This window comes from Paenibacillus sp. FSL K6-1217 (genome assembly GCF_045040735.1).
GTDB lineage: Bacteria > Bacillota > Bacilli > Paenibacillales > Paenibacillaceae > Paenibacillus_AQ.
On the sequence record NZ_CP150271.1, the window covers coordinates 348,188 to 373,629 of the forward strand.

The 25,442-nt window shown below is 54.2% G+C and carries 23 protein-coding genes; 12 read left to right on the plus strand and 11 right to left on the minus strand.

Features of this window, described 5'->3' with window-relative positions; translation table 11 throughout:
* Positions 1-5 precede the first annotated feature (5 nt).
* The 5 genes from MHH28_RS01510 (at position 6) to MHH28_RS01530 (ending at position 5,541) form a co-directional block, all read left to right on the plus strand.
* Entirely contained in the window at positions 6-413 is a 408-nt protein-coding gene (locus MHH28_RS01510; RefSeq protein ID WP_405110819.1) for a hypothetical protein, read from the plus strand.
* A 220-nt stretch (positions 414-633) separates the two neighbouring features.
* Positions 634-1,980: a citrate transporter gene (locus MHH28_RS01515; protein WP_405110821.1), complete on the plus strand. Its 1,347-nt coding sequence runs from the start codon at positions 634-636 to the stop codon at positions 1,978-1,980.
* Positions 1,981-2,013: 33 nt separating this feature from the next.
* Positions 2,014-4,146 (plus strand): hydantoinase/oxoprolinase family protein, encoded by a 2,133-nt coding sequence (locus MHH28_RS01520; RefSeq protein WP_405110824.1) that lies wholly within the window; start codon positions 2,014-2,016, stop codon positions 4,144-4,146.
* Between the two features lie 47 nt (positions 4,147-4,193).
* Entirely contained in the window at positions 4,194-4,865 is a 672-nt protein-coding gene (locus MHH28_RS01525; protein WP_405116784.1) for a hypothetical protein, read from the plus strand.
* 16 nt (positions 4,866-4,881) lie between these two features.
* The gene (locus MHH28_RS01530) at positions 4,882-5,541 is read left to right on the plus strand and encodes a GntR family transcriptional regulator (RefSeq protein WP_209990901.1); all 660 of its coding nucleotides are present in this window, start codon (positions 4,882-4,884) and stop codon (positions 5,539-5,541) included.
* A 132-nt stretch (positions 5,542-5,673) separates the two neighbouring features.
* Here MHH28_RS01530 and MHH28_RS01535 read toward each other — a convergent pair whose 3' ends face one another.
* The 4 genes from MHH28_RS01535 to MHH28_RS01550 all read right to left on the minus strand — a co-directional run bounded on the left by MHH28_RS01535 (position 5,674) and on the right by MHH28_RS01550 (position 8,852).
* A complete protein-coding gene (locus MHH28_RS01535; RefSeq protein ID WP_405110828.1) occupies positions 5,674-6,822 on the minus strand; it encodes a DUF2812 domain-containing protein in 1,149 nt (382 codons plus the stop codon).
* Positions 6,819-7,130, minus strand: coding sequence for a PadR family transcriptional regulator (locus tag MHH28_RS01540; RefSeq protein ID WP_405110831.1), 312 nt, complete (start codon positions 7,128-7,130; stop codon positions 6,819-6,821). Before MHH28_RS01540 ends, MHH28_RS01535 begins: the two co-directional genes overlap by 4 nt.
* Positions 7,131-7,290: 160 nt before the next feature.
* Positions 7,291-7,977: a DUF7002 family protein gene (locus MHH28_RS01545; RefSeq protein WP_405110834.1), complete on the minus strand. Its 687-nt coding sequence runs from the start codon at positions 7,975-7,977 to the stop codon at positions 7,291-7,293.
* Positions 7,974-8,852 (minus strand): YihY/virulence factor BrkB family protein, encoded by an 879-nt coding sequence (locus MHH28_RS01550; RefSeq protein WP_405110837.1) that lies wholly within the window; start codon positions 8,850-8,852, stop codon positions 7,974-7,976. Before MHH28_RS01550 ends, MHH28_RS01545 begins: the two co-directional genes overlap by 4 nt.
* Before the next feature lie 233 nt (positions 8,853-9,085).
* On the opposite strand from MHH28_RS01550, the gene MHH28_RS01555 reads away from it, so the two are divergent.
* Positions 9,086-10,021: a hypothetical protein gene (locus MHH28_RS01555; protein ID WP_405110840.1), complete on the plus strand. Its 936-nt coding sequence runs from the start codon at positions 9,086-9,088 to the stop codon at positions 10,019-10,021.
* A gap of 129 nt (positions 10,022-10,150) precedes the next feature.
* On the opposite strand, the gene MHH28_RS01560 is transcribed toward MHH28_RS01555, so the two are convergent.
* Entirely contained in the window at positions 10,151-11,011 is an 861-nt protein-coding gene (locus MHH28_RS01560) for an SDR family NAD(P)-dependent oxidoreductase (protein WP_405110842.1), read from the minus strand.
* Positions 11,012-11,140: 129 nt separating this feature from the next.
* On the opposite strand from MHH28_RS01560, the gene MHH28_RS01565 reads away from it, so the two are divergent.
* Positions 11,141-11,620 carry a MerR family transcriptional regulator gene (locus tag MHH28_RS01565; protein WP_405110845.1) on the plus strand — a complete coding sequence of 160 codons (480 nt, stop codon included), beginning with the start codon at positions 11,141-11,143 and terminating at the stop codon, positions 11,618-11,620.
* Positions 11,621-11,802: 182 nt separating this feature from the next.
* A complete protein-coding gene (locus MHH28_RS01570; RefSeq protein ID WP_405110847.1) occupies positions 11,803-12,708 on the plus strand; it encodes a divergent polysaccharide deacetylase family protein in 906 nt (301 codons plus the stop codon).
* Here the strand turns inward: MHH28_RS01570 and MHH28_RS01575 are convergent.
* The gene (locus tag MHH28_RS01575; RefSeq protein WP_405110850.1) at positions 12,695-13,498 is read right to left on the minus strand and encodes an N-acetylmuramoyl-L-alanine amidase; all 804 of its coding nucleotides are present in this window, start codon (positions 13,496-13,498) and stop codon (positions 12,695-12,697) included. The genes MHH28_RS01570 and MHH28_RS01575 overlap by 14 nt on opposite strands.
* Before the next feature lie 247 nt (positions 13,499-13,745).
* Here MHH28_RS01575 and MHH28_RS01580 point away from each other — a divergent pair, with 247 nt between their 5' ends.
* Positions 13,746-13,940 (plus strand): YqzE family protein, encoded by a 195-nt coding sequence (locus tag MHH28_RS01580; protein WP_405110852.1) that lies wholly within the window; start codon positions 13,746-13,748, stop codon positions 13,938-13,940.
* Positions 13,941-14,116: 176 nt separating this feature from the next.
* On the opposite strand, the gene MHH28_RS01585 is transcribed toward MHH28_RS01580, so the two are convergent.
* The 3 genes from MHH28_RS01585 to MHH28_RS01595 all read right to left on the minus strand — a co-directional run bounded on the left by MHH28_RS01585 (position 14,117) and on the right by MHH28_RS01595 (position 18,177).
* A complete protein-coding gene (locus tag MHH28_RS01585; protein ID WP_405110855.1) occupies positions 14,117-15,196 on the minus strand; it encodes a hypothetical protein in 1,080 nt (359 codons plus the stop codon).
* A 201-nt stretch (positions 15,197-15,397) separates the two neighbouring features.
* Positions 15,398-16,435: a YqhG family protein gene (locus MHH28_RS01590; protein WP_405116787.1), complete on the minus strand. Its 1,038-nt coding sequence runs from the start codon at positions 16,433-16,435 to the stop codon at positions 15,398-15,400.
* Positions 16,432-18,177 carry a DEAD/DEAH box helicase gene (locus MHH28_RS01595; protein ID WP_405110857.1) on the minus strand — a complete coding sequence of 582 codons (1,746 nt, stop codon included), beginning with the start codon at positions 18,175-18,177 and terminating at the stop codon, positions 16,432-16,434. The genes MHH28_RS01590 and MHH28_RS01595 overlap by 4 nt, the downstream gene beginning before the upstream one ends.
* A 416-nt stretch (positions 18,178-18,593) precedes the next feature.
* Here MHH28_RS01595 and MHH28_RS01600 point away from each other — a divergent pair, with 416 nt between their 5' ends.
* Positions 18,594-21,236, plus strand: coding sequence for an adenosylcobalamin-dependent ribonucleoside-diphosphate reductase (locus tag MHH28_RS01600; protein ID WP_405110860.1), 2,643 nt, complete (start codon positions 18,594-18,596; stop codon positions 21,234-21,236).
* A gap of 99 nt (positions 21,237-21,335) precedes the next feature.
* Here MHH28_RS01600 and gap read toward each other — a convergent pair whose 3' ends face one another.
* Entirely contained in the window at positions 21,336-22,346 is a 1,011-nt protein-coding gene (gene gap / locus MHH28_RS01605) for a type I glyceraldehyde-3-phosphate dehydrogenase (protein ID WP_405110862.1), read from the minus strand.
* A 189-nt stretch (positions 22,347-22,535) separates the two neighbouring features.
* Between gap and MHH28_RS01610 the strand changes: the two genes are divergently transcribed.
* Positions 22,536-23,135, plus strand: coding sequence for a TetR/AcrR family transcriptional regulator (locus tag MHH28_RS01610; protein ID WP_405110865.1), 600 nt, complete (start codon positions 22,536-22,538; stop codon positions 23,133-23,135).
* 125 nt (positions 23,136-23,260) lie between these two features.
* On the opposite strand, the gene rarD is transcribed toward MHH28_RS01610, so the two are convergent.
* The gene (gene rarD / locus MHH28_RS01615; RefSeq protein WP_405110867.1) at positions 23,261-24,163 is read right to left on the minus strand and encodes an EamA family transporter RarD; all 903 of its coding nucleotides are present in this window, start codon (positions 24,161-24,163) and stop codon (positions 23,261-23,263) included.
* Positions 24,164-24,426: 263 nt separating this feature from the next.
* Here rarD and MHH28_RS01620 point away from each other — a divergent pair, with 263 nt between their 5' ends.
* Positions 24,427-25,398 carry an NAD-dependent epimerase/dehydratase family protein gene (locus tag MHH28_RS01620; protein WP_405110870.1) on the plus strand — a complete coding sequence of 324 codons (972 nt, stop codon included), beginning with the start codon at positions 24,427-24,429 and terminating at the stop codon, positions 25,396-25,398.
* Positions 25,399-25,442 lie beyond the last annotated feature (44 nt).

The window sequence follows — 25,442 nt, forward strand, 5'->3', positions numbered from 1 at the left end:
CAACGATGAGCTGGGATGTTCTTATCATGAAAGTGAAGTATGATTTTGAAGCGCCGGAGGAGGAGCAGCCCCCAGTGCCTCCCCTGGGGCAACGTGACGATATCATTGCGAAGCTGACCCGTGCCATTCCGCAGCTGGATTACCACGATAAGGCATGGGGCATCCTTGAGGGCGAGGGGTTTTCGATCGAGTTCAACACTGGCGATGAGGAGCTCGTGGATTCCATCATGCTGCATGTGCGGGGCGGGGGAGAAGTAATGAATACCCTCCGCCTTATCTGCGAGACACTGGAGGCTTATGCCCTGGACACATCGGATACCGGCTATATCGACTTTGAGCAGCCTGAAGCAGCGGAGCAATCCTGGGAGCAATTTCAGAAGTATCGCGACAAGGTGATTAACCAGAACAAGTGAAGAGTATGGAAAAGAACAGAGGCACAGGATGGATCACATCTGCAGCCTCTGTTTTTGCTTTGTATCCCGCTTCAAAAACAGCCTGAAATAACGTGCAGAAGAGTATTGACGCCTAATGAAGTAGCATGTTAATATTTTCACGTGGCAAACTAACATGTCAGTACGTATGAATAGCATGTTAGCATGTTAACTCATTGATCCTACTTCAGGAGGTATTTTTGTGGATGTGGCTAATGTTGTAATCGGTTTCATTATGGTTTTATCTTTTTTCGGATTGGTGTGGTATTGCGTCAAGGGGTATAACCTCATGGTCGGCTTCTTCGTCATGTCGGTGCTGTGGACCTCGATTGCCTTGATCGGAAACAGCATCCATCCTACCTCTGTGATGGAGGGCAAGACGTTCATTGACGTCCTGACGAACGTGTTCCAGACGGGGCCTGAGAACTACGGGAAGGCGATCCTGGTTAATATTTTCTTCGGCGCCTTCTTCGGCAGAGTCCTGATCGACACGGGGATTGCCGCTACGCTAATCCGTAAGGTCGTAGAGCTTGGAGGAGACAAACCGAGAATTACCATGTCTCTGCTATGTATCGTTACCGCTGTAATCTTCACCTCCATGACCGGTATCGGCCCGGTAATCTCCATTGCTGTCATCGTGCTGCCGATCATGCTGTCGCTCGGGATTCCTTCACCGATTGCCTTATTCTCCTTCATGGGCTCGATTATGGCGGGGATCTTCGGGAACATTGTGAACTTTAAGCAATATCAGGCGATTTTTGCAACAGCCAATGAAAGTTATGCCAGCTACGACTATAATACATATTTCAAATTCGGCATGATTGCGATGGCTGTGTCTCTGATTGTGGTTCTGGTTGTATCTAATGTGATGATGAACCGGAAGCTGTCACGGGCCTGGGCGGCAACACCGGATAGCGGAGCTACGGTAGATGCGCCTGCCATCTCCTGGATCTCGATCATCCTGCCGGTCATCGGTGTGGTGGTGCTCAAGGTTCCAATCATATTCGGATTTATCTTCGCTGCATTGTTCGCCCTGCTGACCTGCGGCAAGCTGAAGGGTGGTTTTGCAAGCGTTTGCAGAATGCTGTCGAAGCAGTTCTCGGACGGAGCCATCGATGTAGCCCCCATGATCGGGTTCCTGCTCACCCTGTCGATGTTCAATAATGCAGCGACTTATGCTTCCCCTTATTTCAAAACCCTGCTGGACGGCGCAATGCCCCAGACCGCGTTACTCTTATGTATCGTATTCGCTATCCTGACACCGCTCGGCTTCTTCCGCGGCCCGATGAACCTCGTCGGCTCCGGTTCGGCCATTCTGGCCGTCGTGGTGGCAACCGCAGCCTGGCCGGTACAATTCCTCTATCCGCTGTTCGCCATTACGACAGTCGCACCGCAGCATTTGGACGTTACACAGTCCTGGGTGGCCTGGGGCTTCGGTTATACGAAGGTTCCGGCCAAGGAATACATGAAGATGTCGATTCCTACGGGCTGGATCATCGGGATTATCCTGTGTACGATCGTATTCTTCATGTACGGCAATCTGGTGTAGTCCACTATTAATGAAGAGAAACGGAGAAATCATATGAGTACAATGGTTAGAATGGGAATCGATGTAGGGGGAACACATACCAAGGCAGTTGCGATTGACAATGCGACACATGAGATTATCGGGAAATCGTCCGTTAAGACTACGCATGATCATGCGACAGGCGTAGCCGCAGGTGTGGTGAAATGCTTCCAGAATTGTCTGGAGGAGAATAACATCCGGCCGGAGGATGTAGTGTTCGTGGCCCATAGTACCACGCAGGCTACCAATGCACTGATCGAGGGCGATATTGCCCAGGTGGGCATTATTGGCCTGGCGAAGGGCGGTCTGGAGGGGTGGCTCGCCAAGCGTCAGACCAAGCTTCAGAATATTGATCTGGGCAACGGCAAGGAGATCAAGATCTACAATAGCTTCCTTAATGTGCGTAAAATGTCCGAAGCCTCCGTGCAGGCGGTCATCGATGAACTGAAGCAGCAGGGGGCACAGGTGATTGTGCCGTCGATGGCTTTTGGCGTAGATAACGGGCGGCCGGAGGAACTGGTCTATATCGAAGCGGAGAAAAAAGGCATGCCGACTACGATGGCCTCCGACATCACGAAATTGTATGGGCTGACCCGCAGAACGCGGACGGCGGCGATTAATGCAAGCATTCTGCCGAAGATGCTGGATACCGCCAATTCCACTGAGAACTCTGTGCGCGGGGCCGGGGTCCATGTTCCGCTGATGATTATGAGAGGCGACGGCGGCGTCATGGAGATCAGTGAGATGAAGAAACGGCCTGTGCTTACGATGCTGTCGGGTCCGGCGGCTTCGGTCATGGGATCGCTGATGTACCTGAGAGCCTCGAACGGAGTGTATTTCGAGGTTGGCGGGACGACTACCAATATCGGTGTCATCAAAAACGGCCGCCCGGCCATCGACTATTCCATCGTCGGCGGTCATCCGACCTATGTCAATTCACTGGATGTACGGGTGCTCGGCGTGGCCGGCGGGTCCATGATCCGGGCGAACAAGAGCGGGGTGGTCGATGTCGGACCGAGATCGGCGCATATCGGCGGGCTGGATTATTCGGTATTCACCGACCCGGCCAAAATCAAGGGAGCGCAGGTCGAATTCTTCTCGCCGAAGCCGGGTGATCCTGATGATTATGTGGCTATCCGGCTGGAGAACGGGGAAAGGGTGACGATTACGAACTCCTGCGCGGCGAATGTGCTGGGACTGGTGAAGCCGGAGCATTTCTCCTACGGGAATGTGGAAGCGGCCAGAAGGGCGATGCAGGCGCTGGCGGATTACTGCGGAACGACGGTAGAGGATATCGCCAAGCAGATTATGGAGAAGGCGTATGCGAAGATTGAGCCCATTATTCTGGCGCTGGCGGAGAAATACAAGCTGGAGAAGGACCAGATCTCCCTGGTGGGCGTCGGCGGCGGCGCGGCTTCGCTGATTGTCTATTTTTCGGAGAAAATGGGCCTCAAATACAGCATCCCGGAGAATGCAGAGGTGATCTCTTCGATAGGGGTTGCCCTGTCGATGGTCCGGGACGTTGTAGAGCGGATTATTCCGTCTCCGTCCAAGGAAGTGATTGCCGCCCTCAAGATGGAAGCCTTGAACAAAGCCATCCAGAGCGGAGCGACACCGGAGAGCATTGAGATTCATATTGATATTGACCCGCAGACCTCCAAAGTAACAGCCATTGCTACGGGTTCTACAGAGGTGAAGACGACCGAGCTGCTGAAGGAATGTGATGAGGCGGAGCTGCGGGAGCTGGCGGCGAAGGATATGCGTATCCCGCTGGAGAAGACCCGGCTGCTGGAGAAGACCCGGTATGTCAGTATTTTCGGTGAAAAGATGGATAAGGCTGGTGAAGCCGGAGCGGTCCGCATCCTGGATACCAAAGGCTTCATCAAAGTGCAGAGAGGCCGGGCCATGGCACTTAAGACCACTGCGGGTGACTATCTCGGCGCGATTAAGCAGTTGTGGGAGGCAATGGCCGTGTATCAGACGGAGCTGATTGCAAGGCCTGACTTTTACCTGTGTATCGGCGCGCGCGTCATGGACTTTACCGCATCGGACTTCGAGCAGCTGGAGCTGCTGATGGATATTGAGATCTCCACGTTCGAGCCGGACACGGAGGTTGTTGTTGTAGCGGCCAATATTAAGCAAAGCTAACCGCCGCGCGGAAGAGAGTATAGACAGGAGGCTGCATGCAGGTGCAGATGAAGCTAGGAGAAATGATGAATCATTTGCTGCAGGTGGATGACGAGGCTTGGGGAATGTACGCCTTCTCCCGGGATATTCTGAACCGGCGCCTTCTGCCGGAGATGAAGCGGGAGATGCTGGAGCGGGCCCAAGCCTGCGGCATAGAATACGCACAGCGGATAGTCCGCGAATATGGTACCAGCGATGTTAGGCTGCTTGCACAGAAGCTGAAGCTGAAGCTTGAATTCCAGCGCGGGCTCATGACCGGCAAGCGTGTGCTGTTCGCCTGTTATACCCCTCCGGACAAGGTGGAGATTATGGAAGAACCCGTACGCAGAGCGGCGGAGCGGGTGCGGGAGGAGGCGCCGGGGCTAGTTGAACTTTTTCCTCAAGCTGGTATAATGAATACTATCCTTGGCCACGAAATTTATCATTTTGTAGAAGACCGGTATGCACAGGAGATATACACCCGAACCGAGCGCATTCTGTTATGGAAGCTGCTGGGTCTGAAGAATTATTCTACAATACGTACCTTAAGTGAAGTTGGAGCCATGGCTTTTACACAGGAGCTGAACAGACTGCGTTACTCGCCGTTTATTCTGGATGTTCTGTTGTATTACAGCTACGACTCAGCCAGTGCGGAGACAATATACCGTGATGTACTAGGAGTGAGTTCAGGGAAGGTGTAGGAAGACGTTGAAGATTATGAATAACAGTAATTCACTGAATGATGTAACTTACAATAAAATAAAAGACGACATCATGAATATGACGCTCGAGCCGGGAATGGATGTCAGTGTGCAGAAGCTCTCTGAACGCTATGGCGTCAGCCGCACGCCGGTACGGGAAGCAGTAGTCCGCCTTCAACAGTCAGGACTGGTGGAAATATATCCTCAGCGCAAAACCGTAGTCTCCAAGATTGATCTGCAAAGAGTCCGCGAGGAATGGTTCATCCGGACATCCCTGGAATCCGCGGTAATCGATGAATTCATCCGCAAATGCAGTGAATTGGTCGCAGATACGATGCAAGAGCTGATCAACAAGCAGAAGAAATACATGGATAAGAAATATTTCAGAGAATTCTACTTCAAGGACAACCGCTTCCATCAGCTGATCTTCCAGACGGCCGGGGAGGAGTTATCCTGGTTCACCATTGAAGAGGTGGCCTCCCATTACAACCGTATCCGTCTGCTCTACGGCAAGATGGAGGGGGTCCAGCCATCCGATATCGATAAACATGTGAAGATGGTTGCGGCTACCCGTAAGCGGGATGTGGAAGGGATGCGCAAGGTAGTGATGGAGCATTCCAATACACTCCTGGACCGGGTACAGAGCATGTCGAAGCAATACCCGCAATTCTTCTGAACCATAGACCGGCCGGTTAGAATGTAAAGGCGTATACTGAAAGTCTTCTCCGCATGGAGAACTTCCGGTATACGCCTTTTGTTGCGTTATCTCTAAGTCGTCCCTACGTGTGCAGGCATGATGCAGCCATCCCTATAGCTTCTTGAGCCGCCGGTAATACAGCCAGGTTCTGCCCGCTAATGAGCCGAAGAGCAGAATGCAGAAGAGCATAATAGATGTATTCAATGCCCGGGAAGCGGTGATTCCTTCCCGGCTCATATTATCAATGAAAGCCGTCACATTCAGGCTGTAGAGCAGAATCATGGGCAGGAACAGCAGGGTATAGCTGATGGCGATTTTACGTGCATGCTTCAGGCGGTGGAACGGATCACTGTACAGCTCGGCGTGTTCGGCCTGCTCCGGATTCTCCCGGCTCCATAGGGTCCATTTCTGCAAAGAGAGCGGTGAGCTGTAGAGCCTCGTCCAGCCAGCCTCCTGATGCAGCTCGAAATAGCCTTCACCCGCAACGACCTGATAGTCGGCGTGATATTTCATGCGGCGGGGACTGCCCTTGCTGAAGTGGAACAGCGATCCTCCGAAGCCTACTTTATAGAGATTCCATCCCTGCTGCTCCTTATCCTCCAGCCATTGCTCCAGCCGGTCGGGGGCATACATCCAGCCTAACTTCATCCGCACCCTGGTAGTACCCGCAGGCCGCGGCGGTCCGGGAGGCTTCTCCATGTCCTGATGATCCGGGAGAAATACCTTACTGGCCGCCCGGAGCTTCACCAAAGAGTAGATTGCAAGGACAAGCAGGGCCAGGGCCAAGGCTGCGGCTGTCCAGGTAATTGCCCACATGGGACTTGGCTGAATGCGCACTGGAGCCCCCTGATTGAAGGTGAGTCCTAGTACAAGCAGTGGAATAAGGGCAATAAGCAGCAGGTACACCAGGATTCCCGTGAATAGATAGGATAGGATGCGGTTTCGCCTCAGAACCTCTGTGCGGGAAGGATAAGCGCTAATCTGTGATGGCAGCCGGTCATTCGCGTAGAGATTCCACTTTCCTTGCTGCAATGGCTTGCTCCATCCCTCTGAGGCAAGATAGGAAGATATGGAGGCTTGACTGGCTGGCTGGTAAGCAATCTGATAAGTTAGCAAGACGGGCTCAGCCTGCCGGAAAGTGAAGCGCCGCAGCAGTAAGCTCCATTCCTCCAGCAGCCATCCCCGGCTGGCCATATCGGTTAACCAAGCTTCTGTCCCCGGAAGATCATAGCTCCAAAAGGGCCGAAATACAGTTTTCATTGAAATTCCTCCTCACTGGCGGCGGCATTGCGGTGAAGTTCCTTTAATCTGCCGATTTCTGCGCGCATGACTTCCTTCCCCAGTTCAGACACCTCGTACACCGTCTTTCTCTCTTCATCGGCAAATACCGTAATCAGTCCATCCTTATTCATCTTGGTCAAGGTTCCATAGACCGTTCCCGAGCCCAGCCGGAGCCGTCCCTCCGACAGCTCCTCCACATGCTTGATGATTCCATAGCCGTGGCGGGGTCTGGTTAAGGACAACAGAATATAGAAGGCCGTCTCGGTCATGGGGACGTACTTTTTCATAACCTTGTGCGCTGCGGACACCGCGTTCACCTGCTTCGTCAGTTCATTGTGCCAAGTCATGGCTAAGAAAATATGTCATGCTGTGACTATGTCATGGTGTGACTATATCACGTTGCGACATATAATTCAACCTCTGTGAGGAGGCTAAGGGGCAGCGGAACTAGCTTGGTGAAAGAAGTAGAGGCTGGCACAATGGCTGCCAGATCTCAGGCACAAGCTGGGGCTGTGAACAGTAGACGGCCTGTAAATGCTGGCTGAGAGGGGCGAGCTTGCCCTCAATCAGCACCTCCTTGATCTCGGACGGCTTGACGGGTATAGCTTGTCCGGCAGAGGACATGAATTCGGTAAGGGGCAGCAGCATGGCGCAGCTTTTGCGGTAAGACATGCGGTGCGGGAACCTTGGAGAGCTGCCGGAATCATATTTGGAGAGCCTGACTTGATCGTAGTGACCAGCCAGGACGCTGCGGGCCTCCAGCTTAAGCACAGCGAAGACCTCGCCCGGTTCTCTGCGCGAATACATCGCAGCCATTGCCAGGCAATCGCGCCAGGTCGGCCACAGAAATACATGGCGGTCCAGGCAGCGGCGGAATTCCTCCGCCGTTGTCCCCGGAGCCATCGCTTCAGGCACAATGCGCAGATGGGCATTCAGCATCGCGGCTTGCCCGGCGAAGCTTACCCGGTGCGCAGCAGTCCGCCGGTCTCCGGCAGTATGTGCGGGACTGAGCACCGCAGAGGAGCATATGGCGTCAAGGGAAGCCATGGCGGGCAGGTTCACCGCCCGGGTGAAATGATAGAAGGAGGTGCGGAGCGGGCTTTTGGTAATGGCGTCAATCAGAGCAGGGTTCATGGGAGCTTCTGTCCTTTGATGGCGCTGAGGGGCATACTCTTCACCTTGCGGTTCAGCAGCACGGCATTGATCTCGCCTCCGGCCAAGATAATGAATGAGCTGATATAGAGCCAGATGAGCAGTACCGTCACGCCTCCGAGACTGCCGTAGGTTTTGGAGAAATCACTGAATTGATTGACGTATACGGAGAACAGGATCGAGGTCGTGATCCAGCCGATGGTGGTGAACAGCGCACCGGGCATGACCTCCCGCAGCATGAGTCTCCGGCTGGGAGCGATCCAGTACAGCAGGGTGAAGACGATGAACATCACGAGCAGCGGAATTGCGTATTGGAGCAGGTCCCACAGCTTCTGGAATCCATAGGGAAGATCAACCAGCAGGAAGACCTGTGTCTTGAGCCAGCTCCCGAGGACGAGCAGCAGAATGCTGAGCAGCACCACGAACCCGATCGTCAAGGTAGCGAGCAGGGCGATCCCCCGGATTTTCCAGAAGACCCGGCTCTCGTCGATCTCATAGGCCCGGTTCAGCCCCTTGATGACGGCGTTGATCCCTTTGGAGGCAGCCCACAGTGTAGCCAGCATCCCGAAGGATAGTAAGGTCTGGCTGCGCCCGGCGGATACATCCTGCAGAATCTCTTCGATGATCGAGATGGCCTCGGCGGGCATGATCTGCTCCAGTTGATGGATATTATTCTCCAGGGAGATATTCGCATACCCGATCAGGGTCATGATGAAGATCAGAAAAGGAAACAGGGACAGGATTAAATAATAGGTCAGCTGTGCAGCGATGCCCTGGACATCATCGGCACTGATTTTAACCCAAAGCTGCTTGAAGAAATTGAAAATGCCTCTTCTACTGCCGGAAGTGCTGTTCATAAGACCCTCCTTCATGAATTCCCGGATAGGCTGCGAAGGCAGCCCCATCGTCTAATATATGTATACCCCGTCAAAATATCGATTAGTCCGCCGGGGTAGCTTTTATTGTAACATACCGGGATTAGTTGGATTTTGGGCAGTGAAAATTCAAGCGGGGAATTTACTTGTATTATACTGGAAAACTCTTAGAATAGTAGGAAAGATAACAATAAAAGAATATAAGGAGAGTGTATATGAAGCTGCTGCTTGAGGATTACGAGGGAATTAGACGCTGGATGTACCGCAATGCCCGTCCGCTGGACCTGGCGCGGTGGAAATTTCATTTTGAGGGCGGCGGGGCTGCGCCGGTATTGGAAGCGCTGTCCGCATACCAGAATGAGGATGGCGGCTTCGGCCATGCGCTGGAAGCGGACGCGTGGAATCCGAATTCCACGCCTATCCAGACCGCTACGGCGGTCGAGCGGCTGCTGGAGCTGGAATTTGCAGATAACGGGCATCCGCTGGTACAGGGAATTCTGAAATACCTGGACAGCGGTGTGGATATGGATGGCCGCACGTGGAGGAATGTCGTAGCTTCCAATAATGATTATCCTCATGCCCCCTGGTGGCATACAAGCTCGGACAGTACTTCCCACAGTATGTATAACCCGACAGCTATTCTGGCCGGATTCATTCTGAAGGCTGCTCCCCGGGATAGCGGGCTGTATGCCACTGGACTGGGGATTGCCCATGAGTTGACGGAGCTTTTCCTGCGTGATTCTGCTATTGAGATGCACCCGCTGAAATGCATGGACACGTTGCTGCATTGCATCATCTGGGCCGGTCTTCAGGAGCACTTCCCTTATGTGGAGCTGCAAGAAGCGTTCAAGGTACAGAGCGCACGGCTAATCAGCCGAGATGAGGGGAATTGGAGCGGGTATGGCTGCCGACCGTCAGCGTTCATCCATTCGCCGCATAGTCCCGGGTACGCTGAACTCGGCGGGCTGCTGCACCAGGAGCTTGATTATCTGCTGGAGACCCGAAATGCCGCAGGTGTCTGGGAGCTGACCTGGAGCTGGGAAGAATATGAACATGAGTATGCTATTAGTGAGAACTGGTGGAAGGCACATATCGTGATTGAGAATTTGCGGCTGTTGCGGGAATTCGGACGAATGGCGGAGCTGCTGTGAACAGAATTGGAATTGGAATGCCGTTTGGCATAAAATAAAACGGATGCAGCGCATCGTCAAGCCACAGCCCTCTATATCGGGAGCTGTGGCTTGATCTTGTATCACATGCTGCCTCTGCAGCAGGCGCAGCTAATTGGCGCTGCCGGTCTGAAGGAATTCCCGCTCATAAATGGCCCGGACATCCTTCAGGATACGGCTGCTGTGCTCTGTGAATTTCAGCGGTTTTACCTGATTCTTGGTCAGAAAGACACCGGACTTGCCGCTGTGTTCACCCAGAGCCGCCTGATACAGCAGGCCTGCCCCATGGGTAGGCTCGGGAAAGAACAGGCGCGTAATGGGCTTTAGCCACAGGGGAATTCCGGATTTTTTGCCGCTGCGGAGGGTATTGTTGCCTCCGGGATCGGCACTTCGGATGAGGATGCCTTCGGCTTCAAGCACCGGTGCCACCGCCTCCGTCCACAACGATAAGGCGCGCTTGGTGTCGGCATAAGGGCCGGTCAGCATCTGGAATTTGGCCGGGTGCGCAAGAGAAGCCGGATCGAAGCCGGGCTTCATCATGAAGGCGTTGGAGGAGGTATTAATGACCGTGCGGAGCGTGCCGTTCAGCAGAAGTGGCTTCAGCTCCATCGTAATGATGTACGGAACCACCGTCTGCAGCTCATAATGCAGCTCACGCCCTTGCTTGGAGAAGGTTAGCTCCGGGAAGCTGCCACCGGCATTATTGAACAGCAAATCAATCTGCGTCTCATGTTGGTTAATGCTCTGCATTGCGCTCCGCAGCTGGGTAAAGTCGCTCAGGTCTGCCTTATAGATCCGCAGCTGTCTGCGGGCAAGCGCCTCTTGGATCAGGGGGTCATCTTCAGCAAAGGCTGAGCGGATCAGCGCGATGACCTCCCAGCCTTCGTCCAGCATCCGGCGGGTTAAGGCCAACCCGATTCCATGATTTGCCCCGGTAATCAGCGCTGTGCGGGGGGAGTGTGTTATGTTCATTATGATTGCTCCTTTGGATATGAGTGGGTGAATGGTGTCCATTCTATAACTTGGAGCCGAATCCAAGTCAAGCGATAAAATGTGTCATTGACTTGGAGCTGACTCCAAGTTATACAATGGAAGAGAGGAATGAGAACAATCAAAGGGAGTGATTCTATGAGTCTGGCGGAAGCGGATCTCGCGCAGGGGTATTCGATTAAAGAAACGGCAGAGCGGACCGGAATGCCGGAGGATACGATAAGGTATTACGAGAAGATCGGATTGCTGCCCCGGGCGAAGCGCAAGGAGAACAGCCACCGGATCTATAGCGAGTCAGATCTGGAAATGATGCAGATGATCACCTGTCTCAAAAAAACAGGGATGTCGCTGGACGACATGCGGCCCTATCTTCATCTGTCTCTGGATGCAGACCTGTCGGCCTATCCCGAGCTGCAAGTGATGATTCTGGATCACCGGCAGAAGATTCTGGAGCAGATTGCTTCATTGCAGCAGATTGTAGACTTTATTGATGTCAAAATAGAGCAGGGAAATCTGGGCCCGCAGACCTGCGAGCTGACCGGAGACCGCAAGCAAATGCCAAGAAGAAGTAAGGCCAAAGTTAAAGTGTGAGAATCACTTGCAGCCGGTTGGGAGTGGAAGCGGAGCTGGAGGAATGGCATAAGATGCTGACAGGCCATCCGTGCCGCTTCCGTATCCCATTGTTAATAATTGCGTAAGCGCTCCGTACATATTTAACCTCCGTGAGCCAAACAATGAGAACAATTGTTGAATCACGAAGGAGGTACTCCATTATGAATACAAGCAATTACAGAGTGAAGCGTGTCCTGCTGTATCCCTTGGCCGCAGCGGTGATTATGACGGCGGCGCTGATTCCACCGCATGGAGTGTCTGATGCATCGTCAGACAAGGCAGCTTCAGCATCCGCACCTGCGGATAGCAGAGGGGGCAGTGCATCGGGCAATCGGACAGCTGGGAATCAGCAGCAGCAGGCACTCAGCCGTGTGGCGGTTATTATCGATGATTTCGGCAACAGTATGCGCGGGACTGAGGAAATGTTCAAGCTGCCCGTCAAAATCACCGTCGCAGTCATGCCGTTCCTGCGCTCCAGCGAGCAGGATGCCCGGTGCGCTCATGAGCTGGGCTTCGATGTGCTGGTCCATCTGCCGATGGAGCCGCGTCAAGGCAAGCCGGAATGGCTGGGACCGGGCGCTGTACTGACAAGCATGAATGACGCCGAGGTCCGGGGGCGGGTAGAGGCTGCGCTCGATAATGTGCCTTACGCGATCGGCATCAATAATCATATGGGCTCCAAGGTGACCGGTGATGAACGGGTCATGGGTATTGTGCTGGAGGTCTGCAAGGAGCGCGGTTTATTCTTCGTAGACAGCCATACCAATTACCGTTCAGTCGCGGGACGGATGGCCCGGGAGCTGGGCATGCCGCCGGTGGAGAACCACATTTTCCTGGATGATGTGCATTCGGCAAGCCATGTCGCGAAGCAGATGAAGCTGGTGCAGGAGCGGGCCTTGAATCAGAAGTTCTGCGTCACCATCGGGCATGTCGGTATCCAGGGCAAAGAGACCGCAGCGGGCATCCTCAGCGGCATTGCCGGAATGAAGGACAAGGTGCAATTCGTCGGCATCTCCGATCTGGTCCGCGAGGAATGGAAATGGAATTCCCGGCTCACACTTCCATAAGATAGGCAGCGATTCCGTTCGCAATAGCTTCGGCAATCTCTTCCTGGCCCTTCGGTGTACAGAGCTTCTCACGGTCTGCCGGACTGCTGACAAATCCCGCCTCAACGATCACCGTTGTGGCGGTTATTTTGTTGAGCAGGTAGAAGGGCTTACCCTGAACAGGATCATTCTTCATCCTGTAGAGCTTGTTGAGCTGATCCTGAATGGTCCGGGCCAGCAGGAAGCTGCGTCCCTCCTGGCGGTACAGGACGAGCGGACCATGCTTGGACGGGGACTTCGCCCAGTTAATGTGGATGCTGACCACGACATTGGCCGGAAGGGTCTCCGCCAGCTCCTTGCGCTGAGCCAGATCGCGCAGATGCCGGGATCTGCTGCGCAGCCACAGGTTCTCATCACTAGGCGCATAATCGCCGGTCCGGTTCAGGATGGTATCGAAGCCGTCCGCACGCAGCAGGAGAAAAAGGCGGCGCGAGATGGCGAGGGTGATGTCTTTCTCCAGAATGCTGCCGTAGGAGGTTCCGCCGTCAATCCCCCCATGCCCGGCATCAATCAGAATGATCCGCTGGTCATGGCCGAGCATATGCTGGCGCTGTCCGGGATATACTGTCTGCGGATTGGTGCGGGGCGCAGCCGCGTGAATCGCTTCGGCATCTCCTGCCGTAAGCAGGAGCAGGACGCTGGCTGCTGCTATAATCCGCTGCAGACGCCGCCCGGTTTTCAGCCGGGGCTGCTTTTTTGAACAATGGGACGATGTAGCGGTGTGGGGCTCCAATGCTTCTGATTTTCTCAAGTGAATAACCTCCCTGCCGGAATAATCACAGCTTCTTGTACCTAATGACGGTTCGCAGCTACTTGCCTCAGGCGATGACCGGTAATTCTTCAGTTCATACAGATGTAGTCTTGTTAGATTGTGCCTTAACTGCCCAACCTATACGAACCTTCGGAATCCGGTTTAGAGATCAGAGGAATGGAGCACACTATAGGCATAAGGTCAATGGGCGGTAACCCGCCAAGCACTCACTTGGGAGGTGTACGAAATGGCATCCGGCAGAGATGATCTGGTGAAATACATTACGGAAAAAGTAGTCGTCTACATCGAGAATCCGCGCGCTGTCCATGCTCGGCGGAAGGCAGAGAAGCAGCCGTGGGCGGAAAAGTGGTTCGGCACGCTGCCGCTCGCCTGGTCGGTCTGGCGCAGCAAATGGCGCAGGGACGGGGACGGTAAGGAATAGCGCTTCAGCGGTAAGCGATGGCGCTGAGTGAGTATCAGGTGTATAAATGCACCTGAATTCGGAGAAAACGGGCGTTGAGAGGAATAAGATGTATAAGCAAACAGCCTTCCCAAGGGTGCCGTACAGACGGCACCTGGGAAGGCTGTTTCAGTATGCAGCAGCAATTATCTATCCGTCTACCGGCTTGAACCGGGCAGAGGAGCGGAGCCCAGCGTGGTTCCACCAGTCAGCGGGACCGGCGGCTTGTGGAAGGTTCCGGCCTTCTGAAGCGCGCTAAGCGGGAGGTAGCGGATGCCCCCGGGACCGGCGGCGGCGTAGACCACTGCGGCTTCAGTGCTCCCTTGGTCGCGGGAAGCCGCTGGCTTCAGCCAGCTCTGGCTGCCGGTAATCATGAAGGGGGCGCCCAGGGTATCATTGTGCCCCGGGGACTGAAAAGCGAGGCTGCCCCGCTCCTGAAGCAAGGCAGCAAGACTTGCTCCATTCAGCGTCTTCAGCCCGGGTGCATTCAGCCACAGCAGATTGGCGTACGGGTCATCCTCTCCGCCGCTCCGCAGAGCGGGCAGGGGAGCGCGGGCCTCACCCACGCCGGAGGACAGCGCAGACGCGCCATCCAACGGGGTATTCAGTATGCTGTCTGCCTGACTCTGACTCCAGGGCAGCAGCTCCAGGACGGCAGCATTCAAATACAGTGTTCTATTCTCCGTGGTGATCTTCCAGATCGGCAACAGCGGAGCATAGAGCGCCGTGAGCCCGATTGTACCTGAATGATTAGAGGGTATCAGTCCTTGCTGCACCAGATACTGGCGCAGTTCAGTCATACTGTAAGGGAGGCCATCGGTTCCGGCTCCGTATTCGCTAAGCAGATAGCCGCCCTGATCCGCAGCGGAGATAATGAGATAGCCGATCCGCTGGCCGCTGTTCATCACATTGACCAGCCAGCTGCGCGTTCCGGGGCCAAGCGGGTAGACCTCCGTCCCGGCATTCTTCCATTCCTTAAAAGGAGCATCCGCCGAGAGCTGGCTGATCGTCTGCCGGGTGAAGGCCTGCAGCGTTTCCGGTGCCGGAATCCGCTTCATCTCAAGCACCGGAAGAACTTCTTGCGTGACAGCCTCTGTCACGGTGGTCCGGCCGGCTTGTGATGCGAGCGCCTGGGGAGAAGCGCTGCTTGCAGCCAGCAGGGACAATCCAAGAATCAGGCAGAGGAGCAGGCGGCCGCGCCGCCGGAATGAACCCTTCTGCCTTATAGAGATGTTCATAGTATAGGTCACCTTTCCTGTACCCAAGGATATTCGCAGAGCGCGCTGTCCCGGCCGCCTTGCCGCAAGCCTGGCTTGCCTCTGCTTCTTCTTACTGTTCATTCTAGGGGACAAGCCCTGAAAAGGCTGTTGCTTGCTGTCGCGGCAGGCAGCGGGAGTTTCGCTGTTTTTTTGCCTGGTTTTAGCGGACAAGGTCGCATTCTATGTGCTGCGCAGATGAAACAATCCATACGTTACGGCAGAAACTGCAATCTGCGGCTCATACTGCCAGGAGGTCTCCTGACGGCGGCGGTTGTACTGCTCCTGGATCGCCAGGCGCTTCTCCTCATCCTGCTCCTTGAGCAGCTCCGCGTAATAGATATCCACGATGCTAAGCTCCAGCTCCAGCCGCTCGCGGGCTTCTTCGGCCCAGGTATAGTCGAGCAGCGCCAGCTTCGAGGTCAGATATCCCTCCAGCCGGTCGGCTCCGTCCGTGATGCCCAGCTCGAACGGCTGGACATGAATGTTCTCCGGCAGCCGGGGTGTCAGCTCCTTGCCTGCCAGCCGGGCCTCGAAGTCCGGGACGATCAGCCCTGAGGTTAACGACACCGCGATGAAATGCAGCTCCTCCCGCTTCAGGTCACAGGTCATCTCGACCTTATAGCAGACCGCCAGCCACGGCTCGTAGGCGGCCGAGAACAAGGTGGTCCGCTGCCTGAGGCCAGGGTCCTCGAACAGCTGGAGACACCGGCCTTCGTCACGCGCCGCCGACCAGATCTGCCGCAGGCGCTTGCTGCCGTAGGTTACATCCTCGCGGCGGATCATCCCCGGCCCAATGCGCGGCAACGCCGGGACGATGCCGAAGTACCGGGCGAGGATGCTGTCCTCCGGCGCAGCCGAGACCCCGGGCGGCAGCGCCGCTCCTCCCTGCGCCGCGCCAAGGTCCGCGCTTGCTTCGGTATCCGCCGCCCCTGCCGGGCGGCTTGCCCCGCCGCGCGAGCGGGCCGCAGGCGTGGCAGCCTGTGCGGCCAGTTCATCGTACTTCTGCGGGTCGAAGACGAAGCTGAAGGACAGGGTCTCGGGATCTACGCCGGTGCGCTCCACGAAGCCCCAGTAATAAGGGCGGTCCGTCAGCATCCGGTCCGCACGCGGGGAGAGCTTCACCGTCACATGCAGCGGTGAGGCTTCAAGAATGGTGCATTCGGTCGCTTCCAGATAATCCATGACCTGCTTGCGTACTTCCGTAGGCGACAGCATCAGCTTTGCACCCCGCTATCATCCAGATCGGCATGGGTCAGCTCGCTGAGGGTATCGCCGATATCATCGAGACTGCTGCGCAGCTCCTCGTCCGTGCGGGCTTCAAGGACGATTTTGTAGAGGCTTTTCTCCAGCGACTCTTTCTTCTCGAAGCGTTCCAGAATGACATCCAGCCCGCCGATGACCATCTCGAACATATTGATTTTCTCATGCAGCAGGTGGAGGATATGCTCTTCGATCGTCCCCTCGGTGGAGAGGTTATAGATGACCACATCATTCTCCTGGCCCAGCCGGTGGACCCGGCCGATCCGCTGCTCGACCCGCATTGGATTCCAGGGCAGATCGAAATTGATCATATGGTGGCAGAACTGCAGGTTGATGCCTTCACCGCCGGCTTCGGTGGCAATCATCACCTGGGCGCGTCCGCGGAAGAGGTCCATCATCCAGTCCTTTTTGCCGCGGTTCATCCCGCCGGAGTAAGTCACACATTGCAGTCCATGGTCACGGAAATACTGGAGCAGATACTCCTGCGTGGCGCGGTACTCCGTAAAGACGATAACCTTCTCGTTCATGCCGCGGATCAACTCCATCGTCTTCTCCGCCTTGGTATTCGTCTTGACTGTCCGGATGGTCTGGAGCAGACCCATCATCCGCTCGCGCTTCGGAGAATCGGCCGGAAGCTTCTTGATCAGATTCACCAGCGTAACGAACACCGCATCCCGGCTGCTGCACACCTCACGCTGAAGCGTGACCAGGGAGAGCATACTGCTGAGATTGCCGCCCGCCTCCTGATACTGGTCCTTAACAAAAGCGGTCACGCCGTCATACAGCGCCTTCTCCTCTGCGGAGAGAGTGAGGGGGATATTGCGCACCTTGCGCTTGGTGAAATTCACCGGGCCTTCGCCCCGGCGGTTGCGGATCATGACCTTGGACAGCTCGCCCCTGAGCTGGACCTCGTTCTTGGGCTGGCGCTTATCCACTACGAAATTGGTAGCAAAATCGCCCTGATTCCCAAGCTGGCCCGGCTTCAGCAGCGTGATCAGGTTGAACAGCTCGCCGAGATCGTTCTGCACGGGGGTGGCGGTGAGCAGCAGGCAGTACTTTTTGCGGAGCTGCTGTACGAACAGATAATTGGTCGATTTCTTGTTCTTCAGCTTATGGGCTTCGTCGATAATCAGCATATCGTACTCCTGGCTCAGCAGCATTTCCTTATGCGGGTCACGCTTGGCGGTATCCATCGAGGCGACGACAATGTCATTGCCCCAGGAATAGGCTTTCTTTTGCGCTACGGCAGAGATTCCGAACTTCGTATTCAGCTCCCGCACCCATTGCAGGACAAGTGAGGCAGGAACCAGAATCAGAACCTTGCTCACCAGCCCGCGCACCAGATATTCCTTCAGCACCAGCCCGGCTTCGATCGTCTTGCCAAGGCCGACTTCATCGGCGAGAATCGCCCGGCCCGACATCTGAAACAGCACCTTATGCGCCGTATCCAGCTGATGGGGGAGCGGGGACAACCCGGACAGATGCTTCATACACTGCAGCTCATCGAAGCTTGTCACAAGGCCGGATTGCTCTCCCTGTACAGCCAGTCGGGACATCCGCCAGTCGCCCCACGGGCCGCCTTTATCCAGTCTCGATTCCAGATCATGCAGCCAGTTACGCTCAAAAGATAGAGGTACAGGCAGCAGCGGCGCAGAAGTTACCTTCTCTTGGGGCAAGGAATTGCGGAATAATTGCGTCATGTTGCAGCCTCCTCCGTCGCAGATTCATATCGAAATGCGTAGCAGTAGTATGCTCGTTTCAGAGAGATTTCATAACCTGTCTTTCTCCGGGCAGCGAGATTAAGCACTGAAAACTTTCAATTCCGTAGTCTGCAAAAAAGCGAGAAAGAGGGAGGAAATCAGCCTTTCTTTTCCTGTTTTTCCGTTATTCCTGCCCCGGGCTGCTTTTTCAAAAAAGACCTCTATCCACAACATGTGGTATAGTTTAAAAGTTAACGCACACCATATATTGTTACAAAAGCATGAAGTTTTGTTTGGTTTGCGGATTTTTTCGGCTGTTTGTTATTGACAAGAGGAGCTTCCGCCGGACAAGCAGGCTACGGCTGCCTTGCCGCCGGAAGTGTGACCTACTATTACATCCCCGGGAGGTTTTGGTATTGAGTACAGTGGAACACAACAAGCGTCTAGAGGGTCTGAGCGAGAAAATATTCCTGGACCGTTACGCCTGGAAGGACGCAGACAGCAATAATGCCAAGGTAGGCGATGTGGTGCTTGTCCTGACCAAGGACGATCCGAAGTTCCCGACCAAGGAGGTTGGCGAGATTGTGGAGCGTACGGGCCGGATCGTTACGGTTCGAACCCGCAGCGGCGAGCTGGTGCAGTCGGATGTGGAGAAGCTGACGCTGAACATCGAGAAGACGCCGGAGGAGATGTGGGATCGTCTTGCGGCTGCGATGGCCTCTGTAGAGAAGACACCCGAGCTTCAGGAGGAGTGGACCAGCCGGTTCCGCTCGATTCTGGATGACTGGAAGCTGGTTCCGGGCGGACGGATTGCAGCAGGCGCTGGGGCAAGTGAAGAGCTTACGCTGTTCAACTGTTATGTCGTTCCTTCTCCCAAAGACAGCCGGGGCGGCATCATGCAGACGCTCTCCGAGATGACCGAGATTATGGCCCGCGGCGGCGGGGTTGGCATCAATCTGTCTTCGCTGCGCCCGCGCCGCGCGATCGTCAGAGGGGTGAACGGCTCCTCCAGCGGCTCCGTCTCCTGGGGCGGCCTCTTCAGCTATACCACCGGACTGATTGAACAAGGCGGCAGCCGCCGCGGCGCGCTGATGCTGATGATCAACGACTGGCACCCGGATGTGCTCGACTTCATTACCGTGAAGCAGACGATGGGCCAGGTCACGAACGCCAACCTGTCGGTCTGTGTGAGTAATAGCTTCATGAAGGCTGTGAAGGAGGATCTGGATTGGGAGCTGGTCTTCCCCGATACGACTGACCCGGATTACGACACCCTCTGGGACGGTGATCTCGATAAATGGAAGGCGGATAACCGCCGCGTCATCCCTTACCGTACGGTCAGAGCACGCGATGTCTGGCACACGATTATCCAGTCGGCCTGGAAATCAGCAGAGCCGGGTGTTGTTTTCATGGAGTATTATAATCAGATGTCTAATAGCTGGTATTTCAATCCGATTATATGTACTAATCCTTGCGGGGAACAGGGTCTGCCGGGCTGGGGCGTGTGCAACCTGTCTGCCGTCAATCTCTCCAAGTTCTACGACGCCGAGAACCATGATGTGGACTGGGCAGATCTGGCGACAACGACCCGGTATTCCGTGCGTTTCCTGGATAATGTCATCGACAAGACACCTTATCATTTCCCGGAAAATGAAGCCAACCAGAAGCTCGAACGCCGCGTAGGTCTCGGCACTATGGGACTGGCTGAGCTGATGATCAAGCTGAATATCCGTTACGGCAGCCCGGAATCACTGGAGTTCCTGGACAAGCTCTACGGCTTCATGGCCCGTGAGGCGTATCTGGCTTCAGCCGAGATTGCGGGCGAGAAGGGTTCGTTCCAGGCTTTTGACACCGATCCATATCTGCAGAGCGGCTTCATGCGGAATATCACCGAGGTCTACCCGGAAGTCGGCGAATCAATCCGTAAGCACGGCATGCGCAACGTAACTGTAATTACCCAGGCACCTACCGGCAGCACAGGAACCATGGTCGGTACATCTACAGGCATCGAGCCGTATTTCGCCTTCAAATATTTCCGCCAGAGCCGTCTCGGCTATGACGAGCAGTTCGTGCCGATCGCCCAGGAATGGCTGGAAGCCCATCCGGGAGAGGAACTGCCGGAATACTTCGTCACTTCGATGGATCTGTCCGCCAAGGATCATATCCGCGTGCAGGCCGCGATTCAGCGCTGGGTGGACAGCTCCATCTCCAAGACCGCGAACTGCCCGTCCGACTTCACGGTAGAAGAGACCGCCGAGCTGTACGAAATGGCCTTCGATCTCGGCTGCAAAGGCGTAACCATCTATCGTGACGGCAGCCGTGACGTACAGGTACTGGAAACGGCGAAGAAGGAAGACAAGAAGGAGTCTCAGGCAGTAGTTGAGCCGGTGGAGACCAAGGAGGCTCCACCCGCAGCTCCGGCTACTGTATCTACAGCGCCCGCTCCGCAGCCAGCAGCCAGCGGAGTAGACAAGCAATACAAGAAGCGCCCGCAGGTGCTGCGCGGTGCGACCTATAAGATCAACACGCCATTCGGCATGGCGTATATCACTATCAACGATCTTGATGGCATCCCGGCCGAAATCTTCCTGAATGTCGGGAAAGCAGGCTCCGATGTCTTCGCCATGGCGGAAGCTCTAGGCCGCGTCTGCTCGCTGTTCCTGCGCTACGGCGACCACGGCGAGAAGGTCGGCCTGCTGATCAAGCATCTCAAGGGCATCGGCGGCTCCGGCGCCATCGGCTTTGGCGCGAACCGCGTTGAGTCTATCGCCGACGCCGTAGCCAAAGCCCTGGAGACCCATGTGCTGAACAACGCCCATGATGACCATATCCCTGCACCTATCGCGGCTACTCTGGAGCTGGACTTTAACGAGGCGCTGAGCGCTGAATTGAAATCCACCGTTCCTGCAGAAGCTGCCGATGATGGCCATAGCGGTCATGGTGGACACAACCATGCTGTCGCTTCACGCGACCTCTGCCCTTCCTGCGGAAGTGCCTCGCTGATTAATATTGAGGGGTGTAAGATTTGCGGGAATTGCGGATATAGCCGGTGCGGGTGATAAGGCCATATATGTATACATCAATAAGCCCAAACCTCTAAGGTTTGGGCTATACATATTGCAGTTACATTTGCATCTCAATACAGAATTGCAATGATGTTACTTGGCAATTTTGGCGAAGTATTCTAATGTTCTAACCAGTTGTGCGGTATAAGACATTTCATTATCGTACCAGGCTACAGTCTTCACCAGTTGCAGGTCGCCAACGGTTAGAACTTTGGTTTGAGTTGCATCAAAAAGAGAACCTAATGTCATTCCTCTAACATCGGAGGATACGATCTCATCCTCCGTGTATCCGTATGTTTCTGGATCTGATGCTTGTCTCATAGCGGCATTAACTTCTTCAACCGTAACCTTCGTGTTCAAAACAGTTACGAGTTCTGTTACGGAGCCTGTTGCTACAGGCACACGCTGAGATGCACCATCAAGCTTCCCCTTCAATTCAGGAAGAACGAGGCCGATAGCTTTAGCAGCACCGGTGGAGTAAGGAACGATGTTCTCTGCTGCCGCCCGTGCTGCGCGGAAGTTTCCTTTTGCTTCTGGCGCATCAAGAGTATTCTGGTTACCTGTGTAGGCGTGAACGGTGGTCATCAGCCCGGACTGGATGCCAAATGTATCGTTCAAAGCTTTAGCCATGGGAGCGAGACAGTTCGTTGTGCAAGAAGCAGCGGAAATGACGGTTTCCGTTCCGTCCAGTGTTTCATGGTTTACGTTATATACGATGGTCTTCATGTCGCCTGTTGCCGGAGCGGAAATAACGACCTTATTGGCTCCGCCTTTCAGGTGCAGCTCTGCCTTTTCTTTGGTGGTGAAAAAACCGGTACATTCGAGTACGATAGCTACGCCAAGCTCGCCCCAGGGAATGTCTTCAGGGTTGCGGTTGGCCAGCACTTTAATTTCTTGGGCGTTAACAGAAATAGCTCCTTCATGAACCTCAATATCGCCTTGGAAAGTGCCTTGTGTAGTATCATATTTGAGCAGATGCGCGAGCATTTTGGCGTCAGTTAAATCGTTTATCGCTACAACCTCGATATTCTCCATTTCCTGAATGCGGCGGAAAGCGAGTCTGCCAATTCGCCCAAAACCATTAATGCCTACTTTTATTTTCATTGAATACTCCTCCTGATTCGTTTCAAACTCATTCCAAAGCCAAACAAGTTTGCCTTAAGAATGGGTTTGTTTTATAATAAAAGATACCGTTTGGTACCTTTTATTATATCAGAACTTAAACCTTTGGCAAGGTTTCGGCTTAAATTTTGATATAATGTTAATTTAGAATAAGATCATCTGGAGGAACCTATGAAAAAAGGAGATCGGACAAGAGAGCACATTATTATGAAATCAGCAGCAATCTTTAATCAAAAAGGGTATGCTGGTACATCGTTAAACGATATTATTGCCGACACCGGGATTAAAAAGGGGGGCATTTATCGGCATTTTACCAATAAAGATGAGATTGCACTTGAAGCCTACAGCTACGCTGCCAGTGTAGTTTCCAGCAAATTCGCTGAGGAGGTCGACCGGGAGCAGTCTGCGTCAGGGAAATTACTTGCTTTTTTTCGCGTTTATGAAGATGTTGTGGGTAATCCACCATTTGTTGGCGGATGTCCTATGCAGAATACAGCAGTAGAAAGTGATGATACTCATGCGGAGCTTCGGGACCGGGCAAGACAAGGGCTGCATAACCATTTGGATACGCTAAAAAGTATCATTCTGAGCGGGATAAATAGTGGGGAGTTTAAGGAGGATTTGAATGCGGATGCACTTGCATCATTTACCTTTTCCTTGCTCGAAGGAGGTATTTTACTCAGCAAGTTAGACGGGGATAATAAGCATATGCACATGAATACAGCATCCTTTGCATTCTATTTACAAAATTGTTGTTTGAACAATAGTTAAAGCCCAGCGCTTTTTTCATGAGGCCGCCTCGTTTCGGGAGATTGCAGGGGGACAAACCCTTTACCGAAATGAGGCGGCTTTTTTGTTTTGGCTAACTGACATCTGAAGGTCTCGTCATATACTCGTCATACATAGTTTTTATCATGTTGAACATTCACCTTCGTGACTTTGGTGCCACGAACGGATGCCACTGCGTATATAACAAGCGCTGTCCAAATGAGTGCAAACCCGATGAGCAGGGTAGAGGAAACCGATTCCTTAAACACAAAGATGCTCAGCAACAGCATGATTGTTGGTCCAATGTATTGTACGAATCCGAGTGTGGAGAACGCCATGCGGGCGGCTGCCCGTGCAAAGAAGAACAGCGGCAGTGCCGTTACTACGCCCGAAAGCAGTAGTCCGGTGAACATGGACGGAGGCAGTGTCCATGCCGTTGCTTTGCCCGCGAAGGCCAGATAGACCCAGTAGCCAAGCGCAATGGGCAGCATTACAACCGTCTCCGATAACAAGCCTGCAGAAGCGTTTAGCACAATCTTTTTTTTCGCAAGGCCGTATAAGCCAAACGACGCAGCCAGCGAGATGGCGACCCACGGAAATCGCCCATAGTCGATTGCGATGATAAGCACCGCCGCGCCAGCAACGGCAATCGCGAGCCACTGGCCCCGATTCGGCTTCTCATGAAGGAAGAAGATCGCTAATAACACGTTCAGCAGCGGGTTTAAATAATAGCCGAGGCTTGTCTCAACGACATGGTTGTTGTTGACAGCCCAGATGAAAATGAGCCAATTCACAGCGATTAACAGTCCGCTGGCGGTGAGCGACAGCAGGAGCGAACGGCTAGCCACAATCTGCTTCATATCCCCCCAGCGGCGCTGGACGGTGACGAGAATACCCACGAAGATAAACGACCAGACAACCCGGTGCGATAAAATCTCGCCTGCAGGCACATCATTAAACAACTTCCAATAAAGCGGGAGCACTCCCCACATGATATAAGCGATAATAGCGTTGATTAACCCATTATTCATAATTAATTTCCTTCTTCCCGCCCCGATTTCTGTTCAGTGCCCCGTAGCGCCAATTCATTGTAACACAATTCGTTACGTTCGTATTTTCATCTTCTTATCTCCTCTCGCATACGCTGGCTTGGATATCCGAGCCCGGCGCTATTTCATTCTAGGACAGCTTGTTGTACAATAAAAGATACCAAACGGTATCTTTTATTGTATCATGATTCCGGTGAAAGGCAAGACCGGTCCATCCTAAACCCTGAACAGAAAGGACGAACACAATGAAAATTCTTGTCACGGGAGGTACGGGTCTGCTAGGCGGCCGCCTAATTCCGAAGCTCATAGAGGACGGTCATGAGATTTTCGCACTCACACGCTCCATATCATCTCACGCCAAACTCAAGTCCATGGGTGCTACGCCAGTCGATGCCGATCTCGAAAGCAGTACGCCACTGATATTGCCGGTAATTGATGCGGTTGTGCACGCGGCGGCCCTATTCCGCTTTTCGGGGCCACGCGAACCCTTCTTCCGCACCAATGTTAATGGAACCGCAGCCTTGTTGAAGGCAGCCGAGTCCGCCGGTGCGAAGACATTCGTTTACATCAGCGCAGCGGGAATCCTCATGGATAATGGCGGCACGCCTATCCGCAACGTTGATGAGAGCACACCGGTTTTCCCGAACCACTTCTCCGCCTACCTGGCAAGCAAGGCGCGGGCCGAATCATTGGTTCTGGCAGCTAACCAACCTGACTTTCGCACCATCGCGCTTCGTCCGCCGGCCATCTGGGGGCCTGGTGATTCCTTTAGTCAAGGGCTTCCAGAAGCCGTCAGATCTGGACAGTTCGCCTTCATCAACCGCGGAGACTACGCTTTTGCAACCTGCCACGTGGACAATGTGGTAGAAGCCATACAATGTGCTCTCATTCGCGGAGAAGGTGGTCATGCCTTCTTCATCAAAGACCAGGAAGGTCAGACTTTCCGTGAGTTTGTCACCTCGCTCGCGAACTTGCAGGGCCTGTCCATCGATAAGCTGCGTTCGATTCCCTACTGGCTTGCCTCTGCCATTGGCCGGCTGCTCGACACGTTCTGGGCTGTCACACGGAAAGATGGGGATCCGCCGATCTCGCGCTCGATGATACGCATGATCGGACGTGAGTTCACGGTCAACGATGCCGCTGCACGCCGGGAGCTGGGCTATGTCGGAGGAACTTTGCGCAACGCGGGCTTGCAAAGCTATAAGGAAGAAAGTTAAAACAAAGCCCACATCCTGATCATCAGGTGTGGGCTTTGTTACGC